Annotated in this window: 20 protein-coding genes and 2 pseudogenes; 8 read left to right on the top strand and 14 right to left on the bottom strand. The window is 64.9% G+C overall.

Annotated elements, in window-relative coordinates; genetic code table 11:
• The first annotated feature begins 275 nt into the window (after positions 1-275).
• From H2O14_RS06320 to H2O14_RS06300, 5 genes are all read left to right on the top strand, one after another.
• Positions 276-1,718 (top strand): galactosyltransferase-related protein, encoded by a 1,443-nt coding sequence (locus H2O14_RS06320; protein ID WP_182826966.1) that lies wholly within the window; start codon positions 276-278, stop codon positions 1,716-1,718.
• A gap of 296 nt (positions 1,719-2,014) precedes the next feature.
• Positions 2,015-2,218 (top strand): hypothetical protein, encoded by a 204-nt coding sequence (locus H2O14_RS06315; RefSeq protein WP_182826965.1) that lies wholly within the window; start codon positions 2,015-2,017, stop codon positions 2,216-2,218.
• A 223-nt stretch (positions 2,219-2,441) separates the two neighbouring features.
• Positions 2,442-3,263: a hypothetical protein gene (locus H2O14_RS06310; RefSeq protein ID WP_182826964.1), complete on the top strand. Its 822-nt coding sequence runs from the start codon at positions 2,442-2,444 to the stop codon at positions 3,261-3,263.
• A gap of 97 nt (positions 3,264-3,360) precedes the next feature.
• Entirely contained in the window at positions 3,361-3,771 is a 411-nt protein-coding gene (locus H2O14_RS06305; RefSeq protein WP_182826963.1) for a universal stress protein, read from the top strand.
• Positions 3,772-3,815: 44 nt separating this feature from the next.
• Complete coding sequence (locus H2O14_RS06300) at positions 3,816-4,133, top strand: TraR/DksA family transcriptional regulator (protein WP_182826962.1); 318 nt, start codon at positions 3,816-3,818, stop codon at positions 4,131-4,133.
• Positions 4,134-4,141: 8 nt separating this feature from the next.
• On the opposite strand, the gene H2O14_RS06295 is transcribed toward H2O14_RS06300, so the two are convergent.
• The 4 genes and pseudogenes from H2O14_RS06295 to H2O14_RS06270 form a co-directional block, all read right to left on the bottom strand.
• Positions 4,142-5,260, bottom strand: a complete 1,119-nt coding sequence (locus H2O14_RS06295) for a helix-turn-helix transcriptional regulator (RefSeq protein WP_182826961.1) — start codon at positions 5,258-5,260, stop codon at positions 4,142-4,144.
• An 84-nt stretch (positions 5,261-5,344) separates the two neighbouring features.
• Positions 5,345-6,242, bottom strand: a pseudogene (locus H2O14_RS29300) (peptidoglycan-binding domain-containing protein).
• Complete coding sequence (locus H2O14_RS06275) at positions 6,214-7,377, bottom strand: sensor histidine kinase (RefSeq protein ID WP_182826958.1); 1,164 nt, start codon at positions 7,375-7,377, stop codon at positions 6,214-6,216. Before H2O14_RS06275 ends, H2O14_RS29300 begins: the two are co-directional and overlap by 29 nt.
• A complete protein-coding gene (locus H2O14_RS06270) occupies positions 7,374-7,661 on the bottom strand; it encodes a hypothetical protein (protein ID WP_182826957.1) in 288 nt (95 codons plus the stop codon). Before H2O14_RS06270 ends, H2O14_RS06275 begins: the two co-directional genes overlap by 4 nt.
• A gap of 407 nt (positions 7,662-8,068) precedes the next feature.
• On the opposite strand from H2O14_RS06270, the gene H2O14_RS29295 reads away from it, so the two are divergent.
• Complete coding sequence (locus H2O14_RS29295) at positions 8,069-8,623, top strand: DUF5330 domain-containing protein (RefSeq protein WP_409526904.1); 555 nt, start codon at positions 8,069-8,071, stop codon at positions 8,621-8,623.
• A gap of 276 nt (positions 8,624-8,899) precedes the next feature.
• A complete protein-coding gene (locus H2O14_RS06260; protein ID WP_137158323.1) occupies positions 8,900-9,316 on the top strand; it encodes a SufE family protein in 417 nt (138 codons plus the stop codon).
• Positions 9,317-9,381: 65 nt separating this feature from the next.
• On the opposite strand, the gene H2O14_RS06255 is transcribed toward H2O14_RS06260, so the two are convergent.
• Entirely contained in the window at positions 9,382-9,936 is a 555-nt protein-coding gene (locus tag H2O14_RS06255) for a hypothetical protein (protein ID WP_182826955.1), read from the bottom strand.
• Positions 9,937-9,948: 12 nt separating this feature from the next.
• Here H2O14_RS06255 and H2O14_RS06250 point away from each other — a divergent pair, with 12 nt between their 5' ends.
• Entirely contained in the window at positions 9,949-10,350 is a 402-nt protein-coding gene (locus tag H2O14_RS06250; RefSeq protein WP_182829284.1) for a M10 family metallopeptidase C-terminal domain-containing protein, read from the top strand.
• 66 nt (positions 10,351-10,416) lie between these two features.
• On the opposite strand, the gene H2O14_RS06245 is transcribed toward H2O14_RS06250, so the two are convergent.
• The 9 genes and pseudogenes from H2O14_RS06245 to H2O14_RS06205 form a co-directional block, all read right to left on the bottom strand.
• On the bottom strand, positions 10,417-11,172 hold the full coding sequence (locus H2O14_RS06245; protein ID WP_182826954.1) for a DUF6456 domain-containing protein: 756 nt from the start codon (positions 11,170-11,172) through the stop codon (positions 10,417-10,419).
• A gap of 5 nt (positions 11,173-11,177) precedes the next feature.
• Entirely contained in the window at positions 11,178-11,684 is a 507-nt protein-coding gene (locus tag H2O14_RS27180; RefSeq protein WP_246697310.1) for a helix-turn-helix domain-containing protein, read from the bottom strand.
• Positions 11,685-11,895: 211 nt separating this feature from the next.
• On the bottom strand, positions 11,896-12,324 hold the full coding sequence (locus H2O14_RS06235) for a MucR family transcriptional regulator (protein WP_182826953.1): 429 nt from the start codon (positions 12,322-12,324) through the stop codon (positions 11,896-11,898).
• Positions 12,325-12,849: 525 nt separating this feature from the next.
• Positions 12,850-13,197 (bottom strand): monovalent cation/H(+) antiporter subunit G, encoded by a 348-nt coding sequence (mnhG, locus tag H2O14_RS06230; protein ID WP_182826952.1) that lies wholly within the window; start codon positions 13,195-13,197, stop codon positions 12,850-12,852.
• Positions 13,194-13,529, bottom strand: a complete 336-nt coding sequence (locus tag H2O14_RS06225) for a cation:proton antiporter (protein WP_182826951.1) — start codon at positions 13,527-13,529, stop codon at positions 13,194-13,196. Before H2O14_RS06225 ends, mnhG begins: the two co-directional genes overlap by 4 nt.
• Positions 13,526-14,002: a Na+/H+ antiporter subunit E gene (locus tag H2O14_RS06220; RefSeq protein ID WP_182826950.1), complete on the bottom strand. Its 477-nt coding sequence runs from the start codon at positions 14,000-14,002 to the stop codon at positions 13,526-13,528. Before H2O14_RS06220 ends, H2O14_RS06225 begins: the two co-directional genes overlap by 4 nt.
• Positions 13,999-15,555 (bottom strand): Na+/H+ antiporter subunit D, encoded by a 1,557-nt coding sequence (locus tag H2O14_RS06215; RefSeq protein WP_182826949.1) that lies wholly within the window; start codon positions 15,553-15,555, stop codon positions 13,999-14,001. Before H2O14_RS06215 ends, H2O14_RS06220 begins: the two co-directional genes overlap by 4 nt.
• A 1-nt stretch (position 15,556) precedes the next feature.
• Positions 15,557-15,865 (bottom strand): annotated as a pseudogene (locus H2O14_RS06210) (NADH-quinone oxidoreductase subunit K); the annotation flags it as partial.
• A gap of 65 nt (positions 15,866-15,930) precedes the next feature.
• Positions 15,931-16,338 (bottom strand): Na+/H+ antiporter subunit B, encoded by a 408-nt coding sequence (locus tag H2O14_RS06205; RefSeq protein ID WP_182826947.1) that lies wholly within the window; start codon positions 16,336-16,338, stop codon positions 15,931-15,933.
• Between the last annotated feature and the right edge of the window lie 16 nt (positions 16,339-16,354).

Raw genomic sequence — 16,354 nt, 5'->3', positions numbered from 1 at the left:
TCTCGCCGCATTCGCGTCAATGAAGAGGCCGTCGGTTTCCCGACCGGGCGGCCGCCGCTCGTGGGCAGGTTAGTATATTTCCTTTGCGCCAACAATATGGTTGAGCCGACGGCCGTGGCGCAGCCGCTTCCGGTGTGAATAGATGTGGGGAAATATGATGAATTTTCCTTTACCATTGGTGAACGCAGGAAGAGGCTTTCCGTTTGACGCCCGGCGTTCTATGACGCGTCGGCGCGCCGGGCGAGGGAGCGCCGAGGGAGAGAAGCAAGCGCGGCATGACTAAGATCACCCTGATCATTCCCCTGCGGCTGACGGCGGAGACCTATGAGGGCGAATTGCGCCTTCGGCGACTCGTCGCGGCCATCCCCCGCGATCTCTTCGACATCCTCATCGCCGACTACGGCACCAGCGAAGCTCAGGCCAAGCCCTTGCGCCTCATCGAAGCGAGCGGCGTCGAGGTGGCCAGGCATCCCCGTCCCGAGCGGCTGTTCTCGATCGGCAAGGTGCGCGACTTCGGCGCGGTCATGGCCCGCAACCCCGTCATCATGTTCAACGACGTCGATTTCTACGGCTCCCCGGACATGTATCGCGCCATTCACGCCGAGGCCATGCGCCGTGATCTGGCGCGCAACCGCTTCGATTTCTTCACCGTCCCCGTGCTGTTTCTCACCGAAGCCGGCGTAGACAGCTGGTTCTCCGACATGACCGCCGGTGTGCCTTTCATCAAGCAGAACACGCCGGATTGGCTGGAATCCCAAGGCGATGTCGTGCAATCCACCGCCTTCGGCAGTTCGGCGATGGTGATCAATCGCGAACACTATCTTTCCCTCGGTGGGCATGCGCCGGAATTTTCCGGGCACGGCGCGGAAGATTACGACATCTTGCATCGGCTGGCGGCGCTTGCGCCGAAAGGGCCGCGCCCGCACGCCTATCTGACCGATTTCAAGGACAACGGCGTCCGGAATTATTGCGGCTTCCGGGCCTTTTTCGCGCTTTACGGGCTCGAGGCGTTCGAACGCGGCGTTCATCTGGTCCACCTCTGGCATCCGCGCCGTCGGGAAAAAGGCTATTTCCGACCGGGACCCAATTTTCGCCTGTTGCGTCGGCTCATGCGCGCCTTCGACAAGGCCGGGGCGATGCCCTCGCCGCTGTCGGACGCGCGCGGGCAGGGCGCCTGGCTCGTCTATTGCCGCAGCGCCGCCGATGTCATGCTGATGCGGCAGATCCTTCCGCACGCGTCGCGCTACCGCATCGTCCGGCGCCGGCGGGCGCCGGGGCCGGCGAGACTGCTCGCCGACGCGCGCGACATGCGCGCCGATGCGATCCTCGTCGCGCCCGATGTGGCCGGCCGGATCGTCGCGCCGGAAGGTCAGGGGCTGGCGATTTATCATTTCTCTCCCGGCGCCGAAGTCGGCGACTACACCGTGATTCGCCACCCGCCTCACATGTCGTCCGGCGCCGAGGCGATGGGCGGCCGCGCCTTGGACATCCGTTCCGATCGCGGCGCCGTCCTGTTCCGATCCTGGATCCGGTTCGACGGGGGACCGCTCGGCCGTATCGAGAGCGGGGATATCCCGCCTCCGCTTTCTCTCGACGATCCGCTTTTCGCGCCGTTCGGCGGCGCGGAGGCCGCGGCGCGCGCCCGCCGGGCGCGGATCAAGCCGAAGAAGAAGTCGGGTTGGTGGGTGCGCCTCAAGCGGCGATTGACGGGCCTCTGACGTGGCGGGCGGCGCGAACCCCCGTTCTGCCGTCGCCGCCTTCAAACCGGCGCCCTCAGGCGCTTGCCCGCGGTGAACGGGGTCTGATTCCGTTATCTGCCGCAGGCGGGCGCGCCGGACACGAAACCGACACGGTTGTTTCGGATTGCACGGCGTGGCGACGAACGGGGCCTTGTGTCTTTACCTTGGCCGCATTAGTGTTCGCGCTGATTGTAGGGCGCTGCGCCGCTCCCTTTCCTCTGGTGCGGGAATGGACGGTCACTCCGTGGGTTTCGGCCCGTTTATGAGGTAAGACGATGAATACGACTGAGACGCCGGTGAAGAAGCTGGCCCCGAAGATGCAGATCAAGGCGATCAATCAGGAGATCGCCACGCTGCGGGAGCGCATCGGCGCGCTGAAAGAACAGCGCTCGACCCTGAAGGAAAAGGTGAAGGCCGCCGGCGCCGGGCGCGCCGCCAAGAAGGCCGGAAAACCGGCCACTCCGGGCGAGGCCGGCTGACGACATGATCGACAGGCGTCGCGCCTCGGCGGCGACGACTGGTTTTCAACCTTGAAATGACGATCTTCCATGGCGCATGACGAAGTAAGCCCGGCAATGGCAGGCCGCCTGGTCGGCAAGGCCGCGGCGCCGTTCGGCTCCGTCGAACAGGCCGGGCTTTCACCGACGCGTCAATGTCCATCTCGGCGTCCACAAGACTGCGACCACCTTCATTCAGGCGCAGTTGCACGACCACGGAAGCCTGCTGGCCGAAGGGAGCATCCGCTATGCGGGCATTTCCGCCGTCCGGCAGAACTTCACCAAATTGTTCGATGCGCTGGCCTGGACGGATGCGATCAGCGGCGCCATGGCGCGCCCGCTCCTGGCGCGTCGGCTGGAGGCGCTGATCCGCAGTCAGGGCCGCGGCGACACCTTCATTCTCTCCGACGAAAACCTGCTCGGCCTGATTTCCGCCAATTACTGGACGGGCCGGCTGTATCCGGCGGCGCATCGGCGCATTCGCATGCTCGATTCCCTCCTGAAGGGGCGGGAGGCGCATTATTTTCTTTCGATCCGCCGCTATCCGGACTATCTGACCTCGTCCTGGCTGCAACTCGCCTCGCGCGGCAAGGCTCCGGCTTTCGACCGGTATCTGGCGAAATTCAAGCCCGACTGTCGCGGCTGGGCCGAGGTCGTCGCCGACATGGCCGCGGCCTGCGGCGCCGACAAGCTGACCGTCTGGACCTATGACTGGTTGTCGGCCAATCCGGCGCGGGTTTTCGGTCTGCTGGCGCCCAGCGTCGCCTTCGTCGTGCCCGACGAGGAGTTGCGCCGCGACGTTCTGCCCTCACTCACCCTCAAGGGGCTGAAGGTGCTCAACGAGCTCAAGCCGCATCTGTCGGCCAACGAGCTCAAGAATGTGGCCCGCATGATGCGCGGCTTCCCGTTCGACGAGCCCAATCCGCGTCTCGAAATCACCGATCCGGGCCTCGTCGCCGCCTACGAGGACAAATATCAGTCCGATCTCGCTCGCATCAGGGCCTCGGGCGTCGAACTCTACGACTGATCGCCCGCCGGCGGACGACGCTTGATGTTGATCAATGCCCGCTCGCTCCGCTGCGCGCATGGTCCCTCCATGACGTTTCAACGACCGGAGGCGCGACATGTTTAAAAAGATCATCGTTCCCGTGGATATCGGCCAGCTCGACAAGGGCGAGAAGATCCTTCGCAAGGCGATGGAGCTCGTCGACGACGGCGGCGTCATCCTGCTTCTCAATGTGGCGGAGGATATTCCGGGCTACATGACCATCGAACTGCCCGCGGATTTCATCGAGGCCAGCATCCGGGAAGCGGTCGATCGCTTGAAGGCGCTGAACGACAAGACCGGCGCGACGGCGCAAATTCACACCCGGGTCGGTTCGCCCGCCCGCGAGATCCTGGCTGTGGCGGAGGAACAGGCGGCCGATCTCGTCATCATCGCGTCGCATCGGCCCGATTTTTCCAACTATCTTCTCGGCTCCACCGCCGATCGGGTCGTGCGCCACGCCAAATGCTCGGTCCTTGTCGACCGTTGATCCCGGTTCGGCCACGAAAAATACGAGTTGGAGGAGAATGATCCATGCTGGACGTGAACGCTTTTGCCGCCCGCCTCTCTGCGCGAAAGACTGAGCTGGAGGGACGCCTCCGCGCCATCGAAGACGAGCTCGACGCATCCGCGGGCGCGGATGCGGAGGATCATGCGCTGGAAGTGGAGGGCGACGAGGTGCTCGAAGGGGTCGGCCAGGCCGGGCTCGAGGAATTGCGCGCCGTCAACGCCGCGCTGGACCGCATCGCCCGCGGCGTCTTCGGCCTCTGCGCCAAATGCGGCGAGCCGATTTCCGAGGCGCGGCTTCGGGCTGTGCCGCAGGCGGCGCTCTGCGAAGACTGCATCCACTGATCGTCGGCTCAGCCGCCAGACGCCACCGAATAGCGCGTGACTGGCGACAGTCGCCGGACGAAATCCGTCTGGCCCGAACTGCCGGTCTTGCGATAGATCGCCTTGGCGCCGCTGCGCACGGTTTCATAGGCGACGCCGAGCTTCTTGGCGATTTCGGGCAGGGCCTCGCCCTCCAGCATCAGCGCGGCGACGCGCGCCTCGGCGCGGGTGAAATCGTAAAGCGTCTTCAGCAGCGGAAACAGGGTTTCGTCGCCTCTGGTGGGGAAGGCGGCCATCACGATCGCCTGCGCGTTCGGGCCGAGATCCCGCGCCATGCGCCGCAGCGGCAGGATGTGCAAGACGCCGGGCAGCGCCGCCTCGTTCGCCGACGGCAGCGGCAGCGATTGCACGCGCTCGCCGCCGAGCGAGGTCAAGGCCTCGGTGAACAGGAGTTGCGCGGCGGGATCGCGCAGCGCCATCCGGCCATGGGCGAGAAAGGCGATGTGGTCGCCGAGGCCTTCGAAAACCGCATTGGCGGCCAAGATCCGGCCCTGTTCGGTGATCAGCGCCGCCGGCACGCCCGCCAGCGCCAGCCCGTTCAACAGCGAATGCTGGCGCTGCCGGCGCACCTCGCTCGCGAGATTGAGCGCCCTCGCCATATGCGGCCTCAGGCTGTTGAGCGCCGCCAGGATCTCCGGCGGCGACGGCCCTTGCTCCAGCTTCCGTTCGAAGATGATCGACATGCGCCGGCCGTCCGCCGCCTGCACGATCGTGGCGGAGCCGATCCCGAAACCGCGCGGCGTGAGGAAGTCGCGGTAGATCGGGATGCGCGCCTTGTCTGCCTCGCTATAGAGCTGCGAGTCGGAAACGAAATCGAGATCGCCGGATTGCACCAGGCCGTAGAGCCGCTCGTTGCGCGGCTGCCAGCCGCCGTCGAGGAATTCCTGGAAGATGGGGACCACGCTCGGCGTCAGCACCCAATCGGCGCGGGCGACGTCGTCCATCGCCACCAGGCCGCCGAAGAAGCCACCCCATCGACAGATCTCCTCCAGCACGTCCTGCCAGGCGTCGGGCAGCAACGCCGCTTCATAGATCTTGTCGATGATGCGATCGTGATCGGGAGATCCGGGGATGAGCATGAAGACCATGTGTGAGTAGAGCTTGAAACACGATCATTGACGCTTTCCGCAGAAAGTCAAACTTTACGCGTTTTCAGCCGATCTTTTGCGGCTTCAGAGCGCGCCGATCGACTTCAGCTTCTTCAGGACCGCGTCCGAGGGTTCGCCCGTCACGGGCAGGCGATAGGCTTTTTCGAACGAGCGGATCGCCGCTTTGGTCGCCGCGCCCGCCTTGCCGTCCACGGCGATATCGCCATAGGCGAGACCGACCAGGGCTTTCTGGATCAGCATCACCCGCTTGACCGGCGCTTCTGCCGGCGCCTCCTTCGCCTTGTCGGCATGGGCGGTCTTTTTGCGGGCTCCGGATAGGCGGAGGCGGGAATGGGCACCGAGCCCGTCTCGTCCATGGCGCGGATGAGGTCCGCCACGTCGTCGCTCTTCTTCACGCTGGCGGTCTTGGACTGATCCGGCGGCGGCGACGCGTCGGCGACGGCCGCGCGGGCCGCTTTCATGCGGTCGAGCAGCGCCTGCGAGGCTTCGCCGGTCGCTTCCAGCCCTTCCGTCTCCTGATAGAACTGGATCGCGGCCACGGTCTTCGGCCCGTTCACGCCGTCGGCGGGACCGTCATAGAGGTTGAGGCCGGTCAGGGCTTCTGCATGTCGGCCACCAGCGGCGAGGCCGCCGGCTTTGGTTGCGCCGCGAGATCCTCCTCACGCTGGATGCGGAACGTGGTGACGCCGGTTTCCGCGGCGGGAGCCCGCGCCGCGTCGACGGCTGCGGCGGCGTCGCCCCGCGTCGCCATGAAGGGCGACGGGTGATGCGGCTGATACCACAGCGCATTGGCCGCGACGAAACTGAACACGACGGAAAAGATCGCCACGCCCGAGATCAGCCGGGGATAGCGCGCGATGAAGGAGACACCCGACAGCCAGGCGCTCCGTTTGCGTTTGGCCGGCGCCTTGCGGGCGGGGGCTTTCTTCGTCTCAGGCGATTTTCGCTTCGGCGGCGCCATTGAGCGTCTCCTCTATCGTCTGTGTCCGGGCGCGCTCGATGAGGCGCGGCGGAAATTCGATGGCGTTGTCGGCGCCGTCCTCGCCCTCGAAAGGCAGGATGACGGTCGCCTTGGTGCCGGCCCCCACTTCGCTTTCGATCGCGAAGGAGCCGCCATGCAGGGCCACGAGACCCTTGACCAGCGCAAGGCCGAGGCCTGCGCCTTCATATTGACGCGCATAGGTGCTGTCCACCTGCACGAAGGGCTGGCCGAGTTTGCCGATCTTGTCGGGCGCGATGCCGACGCCGGTGTCGGAAACGGTGAGCACGAGTTTTTCGCCGGCCCGGGCGGCGTCGATGGTCACCACGCCGCCGGCCTCGGTGAATTTGATCGCGTTGCTGGCGAGATTGATCAGCACCTGCTGGATGGCGCGACGGTCGGCGCAGACGTCGCCCAACTGGCGGGCCACCCGCGTCGTCAGCACAACGCCCTTGGCGCGGGCGGCGAGCGACAGCATCTCCTCGGTGGCGGACACGGCGTCGCCGATATCGAACGGTTCCTTGACCAGATCGTAGCGGCCGGCCTCGATCTTGCTCATGTCGAGCATGGCGTTGACCACGGCGAGCAGATGCTTGCCGGAACGGTTGATCAGCTCGCAATATTCCTTCTGCTTGTCGTTTTCGAAGCGGCCGAAATATTCGCCGGTGAGAATGTCGGAGAATCCGAGGATGGCGTTGAGCGGCGTGCGCAGCTCATGGCTGACGGCGGCGAGAAAACGGGTCTTGGCCTCGTTGGCGCCGAGCGCCTCGTCGCGGGCGCGGGCGACCTCTTCCTCCAGCGCCGCCTCCTGGCCGCGATCGGTGATCTGGGTGACGAAACCCGACAGCGCGCCGTCTGCGTCGCATTCGCCGACGAAGTCGATGCGGACGGGGCGGTAGTGGTTTTCGAAGCCGCCGACTGCGAACAGCACGTCGGCGCGGGCGCGGGCCGCGCCGCGGCGCAGGTCGTCGACCGCCTGGAGATAGCCGATGCGTCCGGCCACATGCACGCGGTCGATCACCGCATTCGGCTGGATGCGATCCGGCGAGAAACCGAATGCCTGCGCGTCGGCGCCGGCGACGGAAAGGAGGCCGCCCGAGCGATCGTGGCGGGTCACACAAGGCCCGGCAGGCGCGCAAGCGGCGATGCGGGCGATGGAGCGGCGGCGACGGTCTCGGCCTCACGTCCGGCTTTGAACTCCGGGCGGATCTCGCGCAGCGCCAGCGCCAGCGTCATCGAGGCGGCGAACAGCGCGGCCGAAGCCGGCAGGGACGCCGCGAGCGCGACGCCGGCCAGCTGCATGCCGGCCAGGCAGCCCAGGCCGATCGCGCAGGACGCGGCCAGTCTGAGGCCAGGCCGGGGCAGGGCCCCGTCGCCTGTCTCGCATACGCGTCCGATCATGTGACGCGCCTTGCCGCCGATGTCGCTCAATACTCTCAAAGCTTGTGGCCTTCATTAGCCCTTGGGAACTCTCAGTCCGGAAAATGGCAGCGTCGACTTAAGGAAAGGATAAAAACGAACCCGGAACAGCCGCCGCGACGGGCGAAAAGTCCAGAAAAGGCACAGATGCGGCCAACTTCGAAAATCGTGGTTAACAGCACGTAATTGCTGGCGTTTTCGGCCTTCCGCGGCGGGAGTTAACCTTTGTGGCGGCCAGGTCCCCCTCAATCGCCTGTATTTCCGGGACGGGCCGCCACGAAGGTTAACGGCGATCGGTCGAATTCGAGACAAATGCAGTTCAAGATTGCATAAATGTCGAAAAACTCAAATTCGCTGCAAATTCGACTCGATTCCTCCCCTTTGCCGTAATGGGACGTCAGCATGACCGGGCTAGGGTCTGGTCATCGCCGGACAGATGGGCCGGCCCGAAACGACGAGACCGGCGACAGCCGGCGGACACGACAAAACCGGACGCGACAAGATCCGGAATGAAACAGGGCAAGGAACAAGGCTATGTGGTTTCTCTTGAGAACCGCCTTCTGGTTTTCGATGGTGCTGGTCATGCTGCCGATCTTCGATCAGGAAGCGAGCGACCGCCTGAAGAAAGAGGAAGGCGTCGAACTGACCGATGCTTTCGGCGCCGCCGCCGGCGCCATCACCTATATGGGCTCGCTCTGCGCGGAAAACCCGATGTCTGCGTCAAGGGCGCCGAGACCGTCTCGACGCTGGGCTCCAGAGCCAGGGAGGGCGCGCGGGTGGCCTATTCCTATCTCGATGAAAAATTCGCCGACCCCGCCCAGCTCGCCGCCGCCGACAGCGTGACGACCGGAACCGTGACATCGGCCGCAGCCGCCCCCGAGGCCGGCGCGCAAGCCGGGACCGCCCGCCACATCCCCATCCCGACCCCGCGCCCCGCGCCCTGACCCGACCGCCTACTCGCTATTCGCTATTCGCTATTCACTATTCGCTATTCGCTATTCGCCCATTCCCCCTTCGCGGCCGCGCCATGATCGGCTCCGCCGCGCTGCCTGAAGCGCGCCTCGCTTCTTTTCATGCCCCGCCTCGTCCTTGTGACGCCGCCGCGAAGCCAACAGCTTCGCGGCTTTTTCTTTGCCCCGATCGCGCCGGACAAACCCCTGCTACGGCTTTTCAAGGCCGTTCCGAGCGCCTATATCGGGCGCAAGACAGGGATCAGCATCATGGCCGCCATCGACGACATCATCAGCGACTTCGCCTTTCTCGACGATTGGGAGGATCGCTACCGCTATGTGATCGAACTCGGCAAGGCGCTGCCCGATCTGCCCGAGGAAGACCGCACGGCCGACAACAAGGTGCGCGGCTGCGCGAGCCAGGTCTGGCTGGTCAGCGAACCGGGCGAGGGCCAAGACCCCGTGATGACCTTCCGCGGCGACAGCGACGCCCACATCGTCCGCGGCCTCGTCGCCATCGTGCTCGCCATCTACAGCGGCAAACACGCCTCCGACGTCGCCAAGCTCGACGCGCTCGACACGTTCAAAGAGATCGGCATGATCGAACATCTCTCGGCGCAACGCGCCAATGGGTTGAGGTCGATGGTCAACCGTATCAGGGAAGAGGGCGTGAAGGCGGCGGGGTGAGGGTGTCTGCGGAAGACGACGATAGCTTCCAATGAACGAGCCGGCTTTCCTGCGTTGGGCGCACTCTATTTTGCGCTGCAAGACGCGTCGAAGTCGGCGATGGCCTTGCCCGTCGCCTTTCCTGTCATGAAGACGCCGGTTTCTAGGAAGCCGATGATCGAGACTTCCGATGGTGGCGCATGCCCGAACCACCGGCTGATTGTGGCAATCTGATCGCCGGTGAGCGGCGCCGAGATCAACGTATCCGGCTCATCGAGGTTCTTTCGCCAGAAGAGATAGCCGCCCCAGGGATCGTCCTTGCCCCTTTCAGCCAGCGTCCACTTCAGATCCATTTTCTGCTCTATGGTTTCGACATAGAGGAAGGCGTCGTCCTTGTTCCCCTTTCTGTAATCATATCTAGGTCCGGGGAGACGGGTCGACAGGAGCAGACGCCGCTCGGATCCATCGGTGCAAGCGAGATACAAGGATGCGGGCGTCTCCGATTCAATGTTAACGGCTAGCTCGTTTATATTTCTGATTTCCGTAACTAGGGGAATATCGGCTGTCGAACTGACTTGATCCAAGAGGATCGTGGTATATGAAGTGAAGTATGCTGCAATAAAGAGAAATAAAGTGTTCATCGAAGCTGTCCTATCATCAATGGCAATGGTGGCGAAAATAGCCTCAGCGGCGGCAATGGCAATGACACTTTGAACGGTAAGGTTGGTGTTGATGTTCTTTCGGGTGGCGGCGGCGCAGACCGTCTTGTTGGCGGCGTCGGCAATGACACGCTGACGGGAGGGGCGGGAGACGACACATTTGTCTTCAGCGTCGGAAGCGACAAAGACAGACTGACCGACTTCCTCACGGGCGCCGACATCATCGACCTCAGTTCAATTGCCGAGATCACGGGTATCAACGATCTCCGCAACAACCACGTCACCGATGGCGGCAGCTATATCGTGATCAAGTGGAATGATGAGACAGACAGTATTCGACTTGGCGGTATAGCGGATAAGTCTGAGCTCCTGGCTGCCAATTTCCTGTTCGCTTAATTTAACTATGCCTGTCGATTCGGAGCGCGAGCCCCCGCATCGACAGGCTGCTCGTCGTCCGCTCTATCACCCCCTCCCACCCGCCCGATAATGCCTCTCTAGCGCCAGAAGCGCCGTCTTCAGCATCAGCTTGGCCGATCGCGCCGGCCATTGGCGTTCGCGCTCCACCGTCTCAAGCCCCTTTTCGAAGCAGCAGATGTCGAGCGCCACGCCGGAAAGTTCGGGGCCGATGGCGGTCAGCGCGCGGGCGACCCGCAGCCGGGCGGCCACGACATTGTCCTTGAGCTCCACGCCCGCGCCGGGCGCGGCCTTGACGCGGTCGCCGAAGCGGGGCTCGTAGCTCGGCGTGATCTTGGGCTGCAGCCCGGCGAAGTGGAAATCGCGCGCCAGCCGCTCGCCGGCGGCGAGTGCGGCGTCGGCAAACCACGGCGCGCCGGATTTGTCCTTCATGCGGGCGAATTGCGAAAGCGGGCTTTCGGCGGCGTTGATGCGCACAGGCTCCGCCGTCTCGCCCTCGACGAGAAAGCCGATCTCGATGGCGCGATGCTGGTCGAGCATCGCCTCTTCGCGGGCGGCGCGCCGACGGCGCAGGAAGGAGCGGGCCTCGAGCGTGGGGGCCACCAGGCCGCTGCGATCGACCAGCAAGCCGCGGCTCGCGGCCTCGGTCGCCACCGGCCCCGGGAAATCGGCCACCCGGCCGTCGGGATGGCTGAGCCGCAACGCGCCGTCGGCTTTGTCGGGGGCGAGGTCCGCGCGGCAGCCGGCATTGCCGAGAAAGCGGAGCAGCTTTTCGATCTCTTTCATCGTGTCGATTCCGCTCATCGGCCTCACCCCTTGCGGCCGATGGGCGTGAAGACGCCCGAGGTCACCGTCTCGATCGCCGTCACCAGCCGGTCGAAACCGGCCTCGTCCCGTCGGTCCTCGACGCGGGCGCAGGCGTGCCCCACCGTGCTGCGGTCGCGGCCGAAGCCGCGGCCGATCTCGGTCATGGTCATCTGCAGCACCACATGGCAGACATACATGGCGATCTGCTGCACATGGCTCATGGCGAAGCGGCGGTTGCGGCCGCACTGCGGCTCGTCGGAGGTCAGGAACATCATCTCGGTGGCGATCGTCGCCACCACGCCGGAGACGCTGCGCGGCGAAATCTCGGCGCGCTGCCGGCGGCGTCGGGCGCGGCGGGCGAGCTTGCCGGGGCCGGGGCCGGCCGCGGCGACGAGGGCCGTCTGGTCCCTGCCGCGCGCGCGCCAGTCCGACAGGCGTTGCTCCAGCCGGGCGGCCACATGCGGCTCGCAAAACAGGCTGGTGATGTCACGGTCTTCGGTATCGCTCATCCGTATCGCTCCGATCAAAATAGGTTAATTTTCCTATTCATAGCGTACAATCCAGACGTTGAAAAGATGGGCGCGCAACCGATCGCCGATTCACAGGGCGGAACCGGGCTAAGTATTTGAAATCAATTGTAGGAAAAAATTCCTTGCTCGGAAACGAAAAAGGCGGCCCCGAAGGACCGCCCTGTCGTCTGACGCATTGGGCGCCGTCGGCTCAGGCGCGCTTCTTGCGGCCCTGGCCGAGGCCCATTTCCTTGGCGAGGCGCGAGCGCGCTTCGGCATAGGCCGGGGCCACCATCGGGTAGTCTGCCGGTAGCTCCCACTTTTCGCGATAATCTTCCGGGGTCATGCCGTAATGGGTCATGAGGTGGCGCTTGAGCGACTTGAACTTCATGCCGTCTTCGAGGCAGATGATATAGTCGTTGTGCACCGACTTCTTGATCGGCACCGGCGGCTTCGGCTTTTCCACCACCGGAGCGGCGGCTTCCGCCGTCGCCGTGTTGGACAGCGCCGTATGCACGTCGGCGATGAGGGAAGCGAGGTCGTTGGCCGGCACCACGTGATTGCCGACATAGGCGGCAACGATTTCCGCGGTCAGTTCGACCAGCAATTCCTTGTTTCCCGCATTGGCTGCGTCGTTCATTCTTGTTCTCCTGATCGATCCACTTGCCCTGCTTCAGTTTCTTTCGAACCAGAAGCGATCATCAGAGCCATGCCCGGCGAAGTATAGGTTTGATGGCCTGGTCGCTACCCCTAGCGCTTCGACCAATATGCTTCGACGACTTCCATTCCGTGAGCGGATAGATCCGCTCTTCAGTCCTGTCGTTCATGCAGCGCCTTGCTTGAGCCTAGCGTCCCCCATGAGGATTGGACTGAACTGAATCGGAATATGACTCTTGTTTTGCCGATTAACATCTTTCCTTGGCATTTCCAATATATTTTTACATATTCTACACAATCAGCAAAAACTTGCCGTTACGTCATCCCGTAAAATGGAAACCAATCTTAATAGAGCCTTACATAAGCTATAAAAAATTCTCGACTTGCAGTTTTGTGGTGGAACTTTTTCGCTTGTTCTTCGTTTGAAGCGGCTTGGCCCGATTTCGATCGTTTCTGGCCCGCTCGTAGAAATTTTACGGCAATACTGACCCCGCCTGATGCACGTTGCTCAGTCCGCTTTCGTCTCCTCGATCGCGGCGCGCGCGCCCTCGTCGAGGACCGGCGGCCGGAAGCCCGCCTTGATTGCGGCGCGGGCCAGCAGATGGGCGGAGATCGGCGCCGTCAGGAAGAAGAACAGGATCGTCGCCGCCACCTTGATCCAGATCGAGCTTTCGTCTGCCCTCAGCGCCACGGCGAGCAGCAGCAGGCTCGATCCCGCCGCCCCCGCCTTGGAGGCGGCGTGCATGCGGGCGAAGACGTCGGGCAGCCGCAGCAGGCCGATCGCCGAAATCAGCGCGATCACGGAGCCGATGATCAGCAGCGCCGACGCCGCCAGCGTGAGAAGCGTCTCGGTCATGGCGCGATCTTCTTTTCGACCTTGTCGATCTGCGCGCCGCCGCGCCGTCCTTCGGGATCGCCGGCGAGCTGCAGGTAACGGGCGAAGGCCGCCGTGGTCAGAAAGCCGGTCAGGCCGAGCGCCAGCGCGATGTCGACATAGAGTTCGAAGCCGGTCTGCACGGCGATCACGGCGATGAAGCCGATCGCCACGCCCACCAGCTGGTCGAGGGCCAGCGCCCGGTCGGCCAGAGTCGGCCCGCGCAGCACCCGCAACGCGATCAGCGCCATGGCGGCGATGAGCATGGCCAGGGCGAAATGCACCGAATGCGTGAGAATGTCGGCAGCGGTCATGGTTCGAAGGCCTCCTTGATCAGCCGCTGGAAACCGGTGACGATATCGTCGCGGGTCGCGTCGGGATCGGGCGCGTCCACCGCATGCACCAGCAGATAGCTGCGGTCTTCGGCCACGTCCACCGTCAGCGTGCCCGGCGTCAGCGTGATGAGATTGGCGAGAAGGGTGATCTCGGCGTCGCGGGTCAGCGTCAGCGGCACGGTCAGCAGGCCGGGCTGGAAGCGCATGCTCGGCGAGGTCACCAGCCGCGCCACCCGCCACACCGACAGCGTGAACTCTTTCAGAAAGACCAGGATCAGCTTGCAGATGCGCCACAGCCTGACGCCGTAACGCAGCGAGCCCGAGGCGCGCGGCAGCAGCGACAGCACGACGGCGCCGACGAAAAAGCCGATCAGCAGCGAAAGCCCGGACGGCAGGCCGGAAAAGGCCGTCGCGGCGAGAATGATGGCGAGGTGGGCGAGGGCGGCCTTCATGGGCGGTCCCCCATCAGCGCCGAGCCGATATAGGCGGCGGGATCGATGAAGCCGCGCGCGGCGAGATCGGCGATATCGGCCGCCGGCGCCGGCCAGAGGCCGATCGCCAGGCTGAGCGCCGCCATCGCCGCCGCCGCGCCGGTCATCATCCGGTGATCGGGCGCCCTGTCGGCGGCGATCTCGCCGGGCCGCCAGAAGGCGAGCAGCATCACCCGCCCCGCCGCAAAGCTCAGCAGGAAGCCGGAGACGAGAATGGCCGCGGCCAGCCCGTCGTGATCGGCGGCGAGCGCCGCCTTGACCAGCATCGCCTTGGGCCAGAAGCCCGACAGCGGCGGCAGTCCGGCCAGCCCGAGCAGCAGCAGGCCGGTGATCACAGTCAGCCCCGGCGCGGCCTTGTAGAGCCCGCCCAGCTTGGTCAGCGAGGACGCTCCCGCCCGCATCGTCATCACGCCCACGGCGAAATAGAGGCCGGACATCACCAGCATCGAATGCAGGAGGTAGAAATAGGCGCCCGACAGGCCGGCCTCGCCGCCGATCGCCAGCCCCGCCAGCGCAACCCCGATGCCGGCGACCACCCAATGGCCGAGCGCGCGCTTGAGGTCGTCGCTGGCGATGGCGCCGATCGCGCCGGCCAGCATGGTCAGGCCCGCCACCGCGCCGATCACCGGCGACAGGGCCGCGCCTTCGGCCGGCATCAGCATGGCGAGCACCCGGATCAGCGCATAGACGCCGACCTTGGTCAGCAGGCCGGCGAACAAGGCGGCGGCCGCCATGCGCGGCGTGTGATAGGAGGCGGGCAGCCAGGCGTTGAGCGGAAAGGCGGCCGCCTTCATGCCGAAAGCGGTGAGATAGAGCGCCGCCAGCGTGCCGAGCGGCAGATCGCCCTGATCCTTGGACACTTTTACGGCGATGTCGGCCATGTTGAGGGTGCCGAACAGGGAATAGAGATAGCCTGTGGCGATCAGGAACAGCGTCGTGCCGACCAGATTGAGCAGGCCGTATTTCAGCGCTCCGTCGATCTGCTCCTTCTCGCCGCCCAGCACCAGCAGGCCGAAGGACGAGATCAGCAGCACCTCGAACCAGACATAGAGGTTGAACACGTCGCCGGTCAGAAACGCCCCGGAGACGCCGGCGATCAGGAACAGCAGGAAGGGATAAAAGCCGTAGCGCCGGTGGTTGAGGTCGATCTCGTCGAGCGCAAACACGGACGCGGCTAGCGTCACCACGCCCGCGACCAGCGCCAGCCCGGCGCCGCCGACATCGACGGTGAAGGCGATGCCGAACGGCGGCAGCCATTGGCCGAGCGCCAGCGTGACGGGGCCGTTGACGGCGACATGCGCCAGAAGCGCAATCTCCGCCAGAACCATCAGCGCCAGCGTGGCGAGCGCGATCGGCGCATGCCAGTCGATGCGGCGACGGATCGCGGTGAGAAGCGCGCCGGTGGCGAGCGGCAGCGCCACGGGCAGGATGGTCAGCCAGGCTTCGGGCGCGACGTCGGGCGCATAGACTTTGGTCAGGTCGATGCCGGCGGCGGCGGCGAGCAGCGTCTGCATGTCAGTACTCCCTCGGCGGCAGGGCCGCATCGGCCGGCTCGGAGAATCGCAGCGACGTGGTGTCGTCGGTGTCGAGCGTCTGCCGGGCGCGATAGGCCAGCACCATCAGGAAGGCGAAGAAGGAGAAGGAGATCACGATGGCGGTCAGGATCAGCGCCTGCGGCAGCGGATTGGCCGCGGTCGAGGGCAGCACGTCGCCGCCCGTGATCACCGGCGGGATCTCGCGCGTCATCCGGCCGGCGATGAACAGCGTCAGATTGACGGCGTTGCCCAGCAGCGACACGCCGAGCATGATGCGGATGATGCGGCTCGACAACATCAGATAGATGGCGGCGGTGAAAAACAGGCCGGCGAGCAGGATGAAGGGCGCTTCGGTCATGGGTCCTCCCGCTCCTCGAGCGCCAAGAGAATGGTCGAAAACGCCCCGAGCACCACCAGATAGACGCCAAGATCGAAGCTCATCACGGTGGAGAGATCGACGCCGGCGACATTGAACCACAGGCCGGTCATGAACGGCTTGCCGGCGAGCCAGGAGACGAAGCCCGACACCGTCGACAGCAGCAGGCCGCCGCCGGCGATCGTCATCGGATGCGCCTTCAGCGCCCGCCGCGTCGCCTCCACCCCGAAGGCCAGCGCGTAGAGCGCGATCGCGGCGGCCGCCAGCAGCCCGCCGATGAAGCCGCCGCCCGGCGCATTGTGGCCGCGCAGCAGCACGAAGACGGAGAAGACGATCATCAGCACCGTCAGGAACGGCGCCATGGTCTTGAGGATCAAGGAGTTCATGCGCGCTCCTCCTCGC

The organism is Rhizobium sp. G21 (genome assembly GCF_014158035.1).
Lineage (GTDB): Bacteria > Pseudomonadota > Alphaproteobacteria > Rhizobiales > Rhizobiaceae > Rhizobium_E.
This window is presented reverse-complemented; position numbering and strand designations above follow the sequence as displayed.